At 73.8% G+C, this 12,969-nt stretch carries 5 protein-coding genes; 1 reads left to right on the top strand and 4 read right to left on the bottom strand.

The features are described 5' to 3' along the window. Nucleotides 1–208 precede the first annotated feature (208 nt). On the top strand, nt 209–1,732 hold the full coding sequence (locus tag WMF28_RS38505; RefSeq protein ID WP_437598601.1) for an MFS transporter: 1,524 nt from the start codon (nt 209–211) through the stop codon (nt 1,730–1,732). A 107-nt stretch (nt 1,733–1,839) separates the two neighbouring features. Here the strand turns inward: WMF28_RS38505 and WMF28_RS38500 are convergent, their stop codons facing one another. The 4 genes from WMF28_RS38500 to WMF28_RS38485 form a co-directional block, all read right to left on the bottom strand. Further along, a complete protein-coding gene (locus WMF28_RS38500; RefSeq protein ID WP_437598599.1) occupies nt 1,840–2,481 on the bottom strand; it encodes a hypothetical protein in 642 nt (213 codons plus the stop codon). Beyond that, entirely contained in the window at nt 2,478–5,504 is a 3,027-nt protein-coding gene (locus WMF28_RS38495) for a hypothetical protein (RefSeq protein WP_437598597.1), read from the bottom strand. The genes WMF28_RS38500 and WMF28_RS38495 overlap by 4 nt, the downstream gene beginning before the upstream one ends. Further along, nucleotides 5,501–8,956, bottom strand: coding sequence for a protein kinase domain-containing protein (locus WMF28_RS38490; protein WP_437598596.1), 3,456 nt, complete (start codon nt 8,954–8,956; stop codon nt 5,501–5,503). The genes WMF28_RS38495 and WMF28_RS38490 overlap by 4 nt, the downstream gene beginning before the upstream one ends. 240 nt (nt 8,957–9,196) lie before the next feature. Further along, nucleotides 9,197–12,730 (bottom strand): AAA-like domain-containing protein, encoded by a 3,534-nt coding sequence (locus tag WMF28_RS38485; RefSeq protein ID WP_437598595.1) that lies wholly within the window; start codon nt 12,728–12,730, stop codon nt 9,197–9,199. Nucleotides 12,731–12,969 lie beyond the last annotated feature (239 nt).

The raw sequence follows: 12,969 nt of genomic DNA, 5'->3' as shown, positions 1-12,969 counted from the left end.
CCGGCCCCCGCTTCCACGGTCCAGCCTGCTCGATGAGCTTCAGTGTCGATTCGTGAATTCAATTACCGATCCTCTCCGGGGGTAGCTTGGCCATCGTCTGCGACGGAGGGCAGCGGATCGCGCTCGTGATCCCGATATGTGTGCCGCTTTCGGTGTGGTACGAGGGCCGGCGCGCCGCCAGCGGCGCGTGGGGCGTGAGGAGCATGAAATGACGAATGCAGTCGTGAGCGAGCCGGCCACCGAGGTCCCGCCGAAGCTCTCCTTTGCTCAGACCATCAGGAGCTTGCCGCGCTCCTTCTGGATGGGCTGCACCATGGAAATGTGGGAACGGCTCGCTTATTACGGCGTGCGCGTGGTCATGCCCATCTACATCGCCCAGGCCGACGAGCCAGGAGGGCTCCACTTCAGCCAGCAGGACAAGGGCACCATTTACATGGTCTGGGCCCTCATCCAGTCCCTGCTCCCGATGATCACCGGCGGTTACGCGGACCGGTACGGCTACAAGCGCACGATCTTCATCACGGTCTGGCTGAAGATCATCGGCTATCTGCTGATGGCGACGCAGCGGAGCTTCACCGGCTTTCTGCTCGGCGTGGTCGTCCTCGCGACCGGCACGGCCCTGTTCAAGCCAGGGATCCAGGGCACGCTGGCCCAGTCGATGGACAAGTCGAACTCGTCCGTCGGCTGGGGGCTCTTCTACTGGCTCGTGAACGTGGGCGCGGCGATCGGCCCGCCGCTCGCCGGCTATCTCCACGGGATGGGCTGGCCGTGGGTGTTCTACGGCTGCGCCGCCATCATCTCCCTGAACTTCCTGATGCTGTTCACCTACCGGGAGGTCGACTCCGGCGCCGACAAGACCGCCGATGCGTGGCGGGTCTTCAGGGACACCATCAAGAACATCTGGGACGCGCGGCTCATCACCGTGATCCTGCTGCTCTCGGGGTTCTGGTTGATGATGTACCAGCTCTGGGACCTGATGCCGAACTTCTACACGGACTGGATCAGCAGCACCTCGTTCGTGCAGAACAACCCCTGGCTCCCGTCCTCGTGGCTCGACGTCAAGGATCCGCGCGGGGTGCAGCTGAAGCAGGAGAACGTGCTCAACGTGAACGCGGTGTGCATCGTCCTCCTCCTGGTCCCCTTCTCGTACCTGGTGGCGAGGATGAAGGTGCTCTCGGCGATGACGCTGGGTATCCTCGTCGCCATCGGCGGTATCCTCGTCTCCGGGACCGCGGCGTCGCTCTATGTCCTCTTCCTGGGCATCCTGCTCTTCTCCATCGGAGAGATGCTGACCGGCCCGAAGAAGAGCGAGTATTTCTCGCTCATCGCGCCGAAGGGGAAGAAGGCGCTCTACCTCGGCTACGTGAACATCCCGGCGGCGATCGGCCCGGCGATCGGCGCGCAGATGGCGGGGATCCTGTATGGCACGCGCGGCGAGAAGGCCACGCTGGCCCTGCGTTATCTCGCCGAGAAGACCGATTTCGCCAGCGGGAAGTCCTGGAACGGCGACGTGGCGTCGCTCCCGGAGCTCCTCGGGGTGTCGCGCCAGGAGGCCTTCCGGAAGCTCCAGGAGGTGCTGCAGATCGACGCGACCGAGGCCACTCGCCTGCTCTGGGACACCTATCAGCCCTACGAGATCTGGTACTCGTTCGCGGCGGTCGGGGTCGCGTCGCTCGTGGGGATGCTGCTCTTCTCGCGGCGATCGAGGCGGTGGAAGGACCTCGACGTGTAAAGCGCGGGGGCTGCGCCGTCACGCGCGAGATCGACGCCTCGCTCGTGGCCGGCGCGGCCGGTCACCCACGCGGACTCCGCAGCTGGCTCCGCCCGCAGCGCGACGGCCTACCCGCACGCCTCGCCGAGGATGTACCCGTGTTTGCAGATGCAGCGGCACTCGACCTCGAGCTCGGGCTCGTTGCACGCCGGCCGGACCCGCAGGGTCTGCCGCGCCGTCCGGCCCTCCCCGTCCTTCACCTGCACCACGATCTCGTGGTCCTGATCGAAGATGTCGCGGCCCGACCAGTTGTTCGGGCAGACTCCAACGTTCGCGAACGTCGAGATGTCGGCGTCGACGCTCGCGCCCCAGCCGTCGCCGGTCGGCTTGAGGTTGACCGTCCTCGACTCGGACATCACCCGTCCGGACTCGATGTCGCGCAGCGAGCCGGAGAGCTGGACGCCGCAGGCGCTCAGGTTCGTCGCGCGGACGCCCAGGAAGATCACCCGCCCGCCCTGCGGCGGCATGACGATGTCCACCCCGTCGCCGTCGCTCACCGGGCGCGCCGCGCCGCTCGAGTCGAGCGCGATGACCTCGATCCGGGGGGGCGCCTCCGCCTCGCCCAGGTACCCGAGCTTGCACATCCCCTCGACCGGCGGGTCAGGCCCCACCGGGGGAGGCTCCACGTCGTCGCCGCACGCCGGCGCGACGAGCAGCAGCGCCGCGAGCGCAGGGCTCGTCGCGGCGCGCCAGGCCTGCCAGGCCGTCACCGGTCCGGACGCTCCGGCGCCGGAGGGCTCTCGTCGTCGTCCGGCTCCTCCCGCGGGATGGGCGCGCGCGGCGGGCGCCTCGTCGCGCCGAAGGGGCTCGAGCTGGCGGGCGGCGTCGCGCGCGAGTCGGGCGGCGCGTGCTGGGAGGGCGAGCCGCTGCGCCACAGGCCGCTCGCTTCGGGATCGGCCGGCCACGGCGAACCGCCGGACGCCGTGCCCCCCTCGTGCAGCCCCACCTGCGGGAACGGCGTGCGCTCGGCCAGGTAGGCCGCGAGCAGCCGGTCGCGCTCCAGCTCCTCCGTGCTCGGCGGCGGGGGATCCAGCGTCGGCAGCTCGTCGGTCCAGGTGAGGTCCGCATCCTCCAGGCTCGGGCCGGACCCGGCGCCGCTGGAGAACCCCCGCGATGCGTTCCGCTCGGTCGGGACAGGCTCCGGCGCATAGCTGGGAGCAGCACGGTCGAGCCCGTGGCTGGACGCGCGATCCGGCGCAACCCCGGGGGTACGGTCCAGCGTGTGGCTGGACGCGCGCTCCAGCGCAGGGCTGGACGCACGGTCCGGCGCAAACCCCGGGGGACGATCCAGCGTGTGGCTGGACGCGCGGCCCGGCGCATGGCTGGGGGCGCGGCCCGGCACGTTGCTGGGCGCGCGACCCGGCGCATTGCTGGGGGCGCGGCCCGGCACGTTGCTGGGCGCGCGGCCCGGCGCATTGCTGGGGGCGCGGCCCGGCGCATTGCTGGGGGCGCGGCCCGGCACGTTGCTGGGCGCGCGGCCCGGCGCAGGGCTGGGCGCAAGCTCGGGCGTGTAGCTGGGCATGCGCCCGGCCGCGAAGGAGGGGCTCCTCGAGGTCGGCGGCGGCGGCGGGGGCGGGGGATCGATGGTCGGCAGCTCGTCGTCCCAGTCGCAATCCTCCGGATCGACCCGGGAATCCGACCGGCGCGCCGTCGGACCGAGCCGGAGATCGCCCGGCCTCCGCGACACAGGGAACCCCGCCGGCGGGCCGATCGTCGGCAGCTGGCCCACGCCCGGGTCCCGCGGGGGCGCATCCTCCCGGCGCTCCGTCCGCCGCGACGGGCGCGTCGGCTCGGGCACCGGCACGGAGTACCTCGTCGACGCGACCTGCCCGAACGGCCGCGAGTCCCGCGGCAGCCGCGGCGGAGGAGGGACCGCCATCGCCGCGCGCGCAGCGGCCGTCGAGGGAGGTGGCTGCGTCGAGATGAGGTTCTCGTCGCGGCCCCGCTCGACCGGCGGCGGGCGATCCGCCGACACGAGCTGCCGGGGCTGCACGCTGGTCGGGGACGACGCGGCCTGCGCGGAGCCCGGAAGCGGCCTGCCGAGCCAGGCAGCGTCCTTGCGCCCCTGCGACGAGCGCACGCCCTCCTCCGCCGGGCGCACCGCGCGCGGCGCGAGCGTGTCGCCCGGCTCGGTCGGCGGGATCTCATCGCCGAAGAGGACCGGCGCGGCCCCGGTCACGCGCGACTCGACGCCCGCCGCGCCCCTCGCGGAGCGGAAGCCGAACGCCGCGCGGATCGCCCGCTCGTGGTGGGGCTCCACCTCGACGGGACGGACGATGAAGCACGGCTCGGCGCCCGGCGCCCGCAGCGAGAGATCGACGTCGAACGGCGCGCCGAGGAGGTGACCCCGCTCGTCGAACAGGATGCGCACCGGCGGCTGCGCGAAGTACGCCGGCGACGACGGCGTCGCGAGGACGACCCCGAGCTCGCCGGTGCTCAGCTGGACGAACGTCCCCGTCGGGATGATGCCGAGCGCGCCGATGAGCAGCTTGCCGATCGCCCTGTCGGTCGCGCTCTCGGCGCCCGAGAGCATGCGCTGGAGCACGGCGTCGAGCGACGAGCCGCCGCCCGACGACCCCTCGAGCACCGGGAACGGCGCCGCCCGGAGCTCCGTGAACTGGCGGGCGGCCGCGAGGATCCGCGCGAGCACCGTGGGGCTGCGCCGGCCGCCGTAGAGCGGGCCCTGCCGGCCGCCCGGCCGGAGCGAGAGCGCCTCGTAGGCGATCACCGTGCGCGTGATCGACGGCGCGTGCAGCTTGCCGAGCGCCGTCAGCATGACCGCCGCGCTCGCGGACAGCCGCTCCTTCTCGTCGTCGCTCAGGCTGCGCTCGAGCAGCGAGCGCGCGGACGGCTCCTCGTCGCCGGCCGAGCCCGCGAGCGCCCCCGTGAGCCGCAGCCTGCTCACGTCGTAGAGGAGCGCCGCCGTGACGAGGCTCCCGAGCATCCGCCGGTCGGTCGTGAGCTGGCGCGCGATGCCCAGCGCGACGATCGCCGTCGACACGCTGAGGCCCGCCTCGTCCGGGTCGGCGACCTTGCCCGCGGCGACCGAGAGCAGGAGGCGGGCGTCCTCCTCGGCCGCGGCGACGAGCTTCTGCGCGACGCGCTTCACCCGCTGCGGCAGCGCCGCCTCGGACGAGCGCAGGGCGGCGTAGAACCCGCGCATCACGAGGATCGCCGCCGCGTAGGTGCGGCTGATGCGGCCGATGCGGGTGCCGTCGCCCTCGATGGCCCCGCCGGGGAACGGGTTCGTGAGCTTGCGGACCCGGACGCCGCGCAGGCTCGACTGGAGCAGCCGCGCGGCGATGCTGCGGTCGCGCTGCGCGTCCGCGAGGAGGCGGGCGAAGGCGGCGAGCTCGGCGCGGCGGACCGCCCTGTCGAGCACGAGCTCCGAGACGTCGCAGGCCTCGAAGAAGCTGCCGAGCTCCAGGGCGACCTCGTACGTCTCGCGCGAGGCGCGGAGCATCTGGCCGTTGATGAAGAGCGTGTTGCCCGCGAACACGAGCGTCGCGGCCTCGCTCCCCGACAGCTCGCAGAACTGGACGATGCTGTCGATCGCGGACGGGACGAGCGACAGCACCGCCTGGTTCGAGTCGCTGTGCAGGAGGCACGCCTTCGCGAGCCGGTAGATCATCTGCACCAGGCCGAGCGCGGCGCGGCGCCGCCCGTCGGCCTTCACGCCCGAGATCGCCGTGTCGCCGGTGATCTCGTGGAGGTTGGCCTTCTCCTCGCTCACGGCTTCCTCCCGCCCCGGGGCGACGGCGCCGGCTTCGTCGACGGCACCGCGCTGCTCGGCGCCGGCTCGATCGCGGGGCGGGCCGGCGGGCCGAGCGTGAACGGCGCGGGGCCTTGCCGTGCGCTGTACGGTGGGGCGCCGGCGCCGGTGGGCGGGGTGGGGGACCGCGGCGGCGAGGCCGGGCGCGGCATCGACGGCGGCATCGGGGGCGGCGCGGCGGTCGGGCTGGACGCGGCGGCGGCGGAGGGCGGCGGCGGCCCGCGCCTGCTGAACGGCGCGGAGGTGGGGGGCGCCGAGGCGGAGCTGCTCGAGGAGGGCACCGACGAGACCATCGGCGGCCTGTAGGCGGGCCGGCCGGCGTCGCCGCCCACGGAGCCCGGGCGCGGGGTGCTCCACGGCTCGAGCTGGTCCGGCAGGCTGAGCGGTCCGCCCTGGCCCACGCGCCGGACCGAGAGCGGCGAGCGCGAGCGCGCCGCGCGGGAAGGCGGCGCGCTCGCGTCGGGGGAGCGCGGCGACGGCAGCGATGGCAGCGGGCGATCGCTCGGGCGGGTCGGCGCGACGAGGCGCGCGGCGATCGCGACCGCGGCGCGGGCGGCGGCGTCGCGCACCGGCGGGGTGTTCCACCAGCGCGGCTTGGTGGCCTCCTTGACCGCGCGGAGCGCCTCGTAGCTCCGCGCCTGGCAGAGGAAGTGCGCGGCCAGCTCGCGGGTCTGCTCGATCGCCTCGGAGGGGATGAGCTGGCGCTTCTCGAGCAGCTCGATCGCGAGCTTCTCGGACCGCGCGGGGTTCAGCTGCGCGACGGTCTCGAGCCACTGCCGCCGCTCCGACCCCGGCAGGTCGTGGAACGACGGCGCGACGATCCGCCGCACGAGCGTCGGGCCGGCGGCGAGGACGCCGAGCTTGCCGATGAGGCGCAGGGCCTCGCGGCGCACCGGCGGGGCGGGGTCGTCGAGCAGCTTCTGGAGCTCCTCCCGGACGCGCTCGGCGGCGGAGCCCGGGCCGGTCGCGCCCTCGCTGCCCGCGGCGTCCGGGAGCTCGGCGAGCGCGCCGATGCGCACCTCGACGTGCGGGCTCGCGAAGCCGGCCTCCAGCGCGGCGAGCGCCTCGAGGGTCTTGAGCTGCGCGAGCAGCTGGATGAGCGTCAGGGCGAGGGGGGCCGGGGCGCGCGAGACGAGGTCCCCGAGCTCGGCCTCCCGGCCGGGCGCCCACCGCCGCATGTACGCGAACAGGACCTCGCGCAGGCGCTCGGACTGCATGGCGCCGTGGCACTGGCAGGCCGCGCTGAAGAGCGAGCCGTCGTCGAGCGCGTCGAGCGCGTGGGCCAGCCCCTCGACGATCGCCGGGTCGAGCGGCGCCACGCTCCGGCCCGCGCCGGGCTGCGCCGCGCCCCGGCCCGCGCCGGGCTGCGCCGCGACGGTGGCGGCCGCGGCGCCGGTCGCGGCCGGCTCCTCCGGGGGGGTCGTCGCGAGGTCGTCGAGGATCGCCTTCAGCGCCTCGACCGGGAACATCGCCTGCGCGAGCGCCCTGTCGATCGCGCGCGGCGAGAGCTGCGGCAGCGCGGGGCGCCGCCGGCTGCTCGCCGCGCCCGCCCCGCCGCGCTGGACGCCCTCGAGCCGCGTGGAGAACGCGCGCCGGAGCATCGTCTGCACCTCGAACGCGAGCTCGTAGCTGTGCAGGACGATCTGGTCGGCGGTCCACGCGGTCAGCGCCCCGGTCATGCGATCGGCGTCGCCGTGCCGGACGGCGTCGACGTAGCCGTCGACGAACGCCTCCATGTAGCGCTCGGTCCACTGCTCCGACGGCAGCGCGATCTGGGCGCCGAGGGTGCTCCGGGTCAGCGGATCGACGGCGAGCGCCGAGGCGGCCGCGCCCGTCTCCGCCAGCGCGGCCTCGACGTTCCTCTGCAGCGCCCTGCCCGCGAGCGAGCTCTCGTCCCAGAGGCTCTCGATCTGCGCGAGGGCGCGCGCCCCGACCGCCATCTCGCGGCACTGCTCCTCGAAATCCTCCAGGTCGACGTCGCCCTCGGCGAACTGATCGATCGCCATGTAGGCGATGTGCTCGAAGCGGCGGTCCCAGAGCGCCGTCACCGCGTCGTCGTCCTCGCCGATGCCGAAGCTCTGGTCGCGGAGCAGGATGGCGGCGAAGTCGCGGAGCTCGGCCTCGGTGATGCCGGCCTTGATCTGGATCCTCCGGACGCCGTCGGCGAAGAGCTGGTAGGGGATGCGATCGAACGGCGGCCTGTCCGGCTGCCAGATCGGCTGGCCGCCCGAGGTGAACGCGCTCGGGGTGACCTCCCAGCGGACGCCGAGCGGGTTCTGCGACAGCGTGCGCGTGATCTCGTCGAACGCGAAGTGGATGCCCTTGTTCACATGGGGGTGGTTCCACCCGTACTGGCGGATATTGCTGAGCACCAGCGCGAGCTGCTTCCAGACGCCGACGAGCCGCTGGCAGGTCTGCTCGACGACGGCCGTCGACGGCGGCTCCTGCTCCTCGTCGATGGCGTCGTTGCCGCGGACGAGCACGCGCGGCGCCTTCTTCTCGCGCGAGGGGGTCAGCTGGCCGGCGGCGTTCGCGGCGCTCAGCCGGCGGAGCTCGGCGCGCATCGCGGCGGCGCTCTGGAAACGGCTCCCGCGCTCGAAGGCGAGCGCCTTGTCGACGAACGCCACGATCTCGACCGGCAGGTCGGCGACCTCGGTCGCGATCGACGGCGCGGTCTGCGTCGCCGCGAGGAAATAGGACTCGGACTCGCTCCGGCCGCGGTTGAGCCGCTTGCCCGAGAGCAGGGTGAACAGGCTCGCGCCGACCGACCAGAGATCCGACCGGCCGTCGATGCCGGACACGCCCATCGCCTGCTCGGGCGACATGAACGCCGGCGTGCCGAACGTGAGCCCCGCGCGCGTCGCCTGCCGCTCGGGGTCGCGCATCCGGGCGATGCCGAAATCGAGGACCTTCACGTGGCCGGCGCTCGTGACGAAGATGTTCGCCGGCTTGATGTCGCGGTGGACGATGCCGATCGAGTGGCACTTCTCGAGCAGGTCGAGCACGACGTCGAACACGGGCAGCACCTGCGCGACGGGGAGGGTGCCGCCATGGCCGCTCGCCAGCCGCTGGAGGGTGGTGCCCGTGAGCAGCTCCATGACGAGGAACGGCTCCCCGCGGTCGCTGAGGTCGTCCTCGACCACGGCGACGCGCGCGGGGTGATCGACCCGGTTCGCGATCTTGCCCTCGCGCAGGAAGCGATCGCGCAGCTCGGCATTGCGCGCGAACTCGATGTGGAGGACCTTGACCGCGGCGCGCGAGCCCCGGCGGTGGGTCGCCGCGAACACCGCGCCCATGCCGCCGACGCCGAGCAGATCGTTGAGCCGCCACTTGGCGTTCAGGGCGGTCCCTATCCGCGCAGCGGCGGTATCTACGAGGTTCGGCTCCTCGGCGTGCGGGTCGAGCGGGGCCATAGACCGGGCGGCGGACAGGGGCCGCGCCGTGCGCGGCAGAGGGCGAGTAAGCCAGGCCGAGCATACATGGTTCCCGGTGCAAGCGCGAACCAGGACACAGTCGTCCGCCCCCACGGAACAAAGGTGGGCGAAGTGTTCCCGAGGTGGCAGCGAGGCTGCGGGCGACTCACGTGTGCAGCCGACAACGGACGAACTCGGTCCATTCCGGACAACCCCGGACCGCCACCCACGATACCCGCTTCAGCGCACGCTCGGGCGCGGCGCGGCGCCGGCGTCCGGCTCGGGGGCGCCGGGCCACTCGGGGCAGGTGACGCGGTAGTCGATGTCGGGCATGAGCAGCGCCCATTCCTCGCGCGTGAAGTTGCGCCCGGCGTAGGCGCACGCGCGGGTCATCAGCGGCTCGGCCGCGATCGTGAAGACGCGCGCGGCGCCGTCGTTCGTGGCGGTCACGACGCGGGTGGCATCCGGGCTGAACACCGCGTCCGTCAGCGTGACCCCCTCGGCGCGGAGCGTGATCGGCTCGCCCTGCCCGTCGACGGGGAGCACCCGCGCGATGCCGTCGCTGGAGACGGCCACCACCCGCGCGCTGTCGCTGCTGAACGACACGGTCCGGACCGACGCGCCGAGCCCGCTCAGGACGAGCGGCTGGCCCTGGCCGTCGGTGCGGAGCAGCCGCACGACATCGTCGAGCGCCGCGATCGCGATGTGGCTCCCGTCCGGGCTCACCGCCAGCGCGGCGATCGCGCGGTCCTCGTTCCCCGACGGCAGGACACGAGGGATCCCACGGCCGTCCGCCGGCCACACCTTCACGTTGGGTCCCGACGTCGCCACGATGTGCTTGCCGTCCGGGCTGAACGCCGCCTTGAGCAGCCCCGCGCGCTCATCGCGCAGCTCGACGGGCTCGCCCGGGACCCCGTCCTCGAACACGCGCAGGATGCCGTTCCACGAGGTCGTGACGATCCTGGTGCCGTCCGGGCTGAACGCGACGCCCACCACCCGGTCGTCGTGGGTGCCGAGCGTGACCGGCTGGCCTTTCCCGTCGGTGCGCCACACCCGCGCCGTCCTGTCGGCCGAGCCGGTGACCAGGCGGTTGCCGTCGGGGCTGAAATCGACGCTGAGCAGGTGCTCCTCGTGCCCGCGGAGCACGACCGGCTCGCCCGAGCCGTCGGCGCGGAAGATGCGGACGGTCTTGTCGGTCCCGGCGGTGGCGATCTTGCTGCCGTCGTGGCTGACGGCGATGCCGGTCAGCGGCCCTGTGTGGCCGTGGAGGAGCAGCGGCTCGCCCGGCGCGTCGAGGCTCCACACCCGCGCGGTGCCGTCCTCCGAGGCGGTGACGATGCTCCTGCCGTCGCGGCTGAAGGCGGCGCTGTTCACCGCCCCCTCGTGGCCCTGGAGGACCGTCGGCGTGCCCTTGCCGTCGGCGCGGAAGATGCTGGCCATCCCGTCCGCCGAGGCGGTGACGACCGACGTGCCGTCGGCGCTGAAGGCGGCGCTGCGCACGCCGCCCTGGTGCCCGCGGAGGACGAGGGGCTCGCGGTGGCCGGACCCGAGGATGCGCGCCGTCCCGTCGCCCGCCGCGAGGACGATGCGATCGTCCACGGGGCTGTAGCTCGCGCTCTCGACGCCCAGCCCGTGCCCCTTCAGCGCCGCGGGGGCGTCGTGCCCGTCGGCGCGGACGACGTAGACCGTCCCGCTGATGGCCGTGGCGAGGATCCAGGTGCCGTCGTGGTTGAAGACCGCGCGCCGGATGTGCCGCTCGCCCAGGGGCACGACGAGCGGCGGCTCGTCGCCCATGCCGGGGCGCCAGACGTAGATCGCGCCGTTCGTGGTCCCCGCGACAACGCGGCTGCCGTCCGGGCTGAACGCCACGCTGGCCGGCGCGGCGTCCCGGGTGTGGAGCGCGCCGTCCTGGCGGCCGTCGGGGTGCCACAGGCGCACCGTGCCGTCGGTCGACGCGGTGGCCAGGCGGCTCCCGTCGTGGTTGAAGGCGACGGCGACGACCCCCCCGGGGTCGTGCGCGCGCAGCACGACCGGCTCGTCGCGCCCGCCGCGGCGGAAGAGCCGCGCGGCCCCGTCCGCCGAGGCGGTGGCCACGAAGCGGCCGTCGGGGCTGAAGGTCGCGTCGTGGACCGCGCCGCCGTGCCCGCCGAGCACCTCCTGGCGGACGGCGGGGCCCCAGACAGCGTCGCCGAGCGCCTGCACCACGGTGGCGCCCGCGGGGCGGCCGCTCGCCTTGGCGGCGAGGCCTGCCTCCACGGCGAGCAGGCGCGCGCGCGCCTGCAGGCCGTCGGACAGCTCCTTCGCCGACTGGGCCGCGAGGCGGCGGGCGTCCTTCTCGCGGGACTCCTGCTGCGCCCGGAGGAGCGCGTGTTCCTCCGCTCCCATCTGCCAGAGGAGCCCGAGGATCAGGCCGCCGAGCAGCGTGACGGCGACGGCGAGCACGGTGACGAGCCGCCGCATCGACCGCTTCTGGCCCTCGGCCCGCGCGCAGGCGGCGAGGAACGCCCGCTCCTCCGCCGAGACGTCGCACCGCCCGTCGCACCACGACGTGAGCTCCGCGAGCGCCGCCCCGCCCACGAGGAAATCGTCGTTCCGCCCGTTCGAGAGCCAGCGCGCGAGCGGCTCCGTGACGCCCCGCTCCGCCTCGCGCGACCCGACCCACGCCCGGTCGAAGACGCGGCGGAAGATGCGGTTGCGCACGTCGAGGGACGGCGCGCCCGCGGCCGTCGCCCGCTCGGCGGAGAGCCCCGAGAGCCGCAGCAGCGCCTGGACCGGATCGCCGCTGTCCACGGGCACCGGGGGGCCGTCGAGCAGCTGCTTGTACAGGCGGAGGAGCTTCGGCGCGTGCGCGTGGTGGGGCCCGTGCGCCTCCAGGCACCGCGCCGCGTGGCGCAGGGCCGGGTCCTCGGTCCGCCCCGGGTCGAGGAAGCGCCGCTCCACGGCCTCGTCGACGCCGAGGCCGCGCCGCTCTCCGACGAGATCCGCGCAGAGCCGCTGGGTCATGTAGGGGTGCCCCGAGGTCCACGCGAAGATCGCGTCGAGCAGCGCGTCGGGGTCGGGCACGAGCCCCTCCAGGCCCGCGCGCAGCTCCCGCACCTCGGCGCGGGTGAAGTCGTCGAGCCGGATCGAGCGGCCGATGCTGAACGGCGTGCGCGCCGGATCCGAGACGAGCTCCGACGGCGCCGCCACCCCGAGCAGGCAGAAGGTCAGCCGGGCGTTGGCCGGGCGCTCGGCGCGCCGGTTCACGCAGGCCCGGATGACCGCGAAGAAGTCGTCCCGCGAGAACGGAAGAGACAGCGTGGCGTCGACCTCGTCGATGAACAGGACGATCGCGGAGGAGATCTCCACGAGCACGACGTCCTCGAGCCAGCGCAGCCAGCAGTGCACCGGCCCGAGGTGCCAGTGCGCATCCCAGAACTCGTCCGGCGGCTCCAGCCCGAGCTGCTCGGCGATCTCCGAGGCGATCCCGAGGTACCAGCCCACCGGCGTGGTGGTGTCGGTGCCGAGCGCCCCGAGATCGACGCTCGCGCACTCCGCCTGCTCGGCGCGGAGCCGCATCGAGACCCGGAGTCGCAGGCTGGATTTCCCGGTCTGCCGGGGCGACAGCACATAGCAGAGCTCTCCGCCCAGCAGCGCCTCGAAGAGCTCCCTGTCCGCGGAGCGCTCGATATAGATCGCGCCGTCGCCTACTGTCCCGCCCGCCTGGAACCGGCGCCCGTGCTCTCCGGCGCTGGCCTTCGCCAGATCGAGGTCGGGAGGCGCCGAGAAGGTCACGATTAAGACGGTGCCACGCTGCGCGGGGACCGTCAACGGAACGACATTCCGCGTCGCTGGTGTCCGTGGTGAAACAACAGGGCTCGCAACGGCGCCATGGACTTCACGAGCGTGTTGCGCGACAGGGGGCCAGAGCACACGCGAACGGGCGCGCCGGCGGCCTCTTTCGGCGGTCGGCGCGCGCGCGACGCGTGATTCGGCACGTGGCCGTGCGCCTCGGCTCATTCATCGCCGCGCGG

Source organism: Sorangium sp. So ce590 (assembly GCF_051521365.1).
Classification (GTDB): Bacteria; Myxococcota_A; Polyangia; order Polyangiales; family Polyangiaceae; genus Sorangium.
Note: the sequence above shows the minus strand (reverse complement) of the source record. Positions and strands in the feature narration are given on the sequence as shown.

Excerpts from the sequence above, each read along its gene's own strand:
- WMF28_RS38505 (WP_437598601.1), top strand. The coding sequence starts at position 209 with ATGACGAATGCAGTCGTGAGCGAGCCGGCCACCGAGGTCCCGCCGAAG.
- WMF28_RS38490 (WP_437598596.1), bottom strand. The coding sequence starts at position 8,956 with ATGGCCCCGCTCGACCCGCACGCCGAGGAGCCGAACCTCGTAGATACC.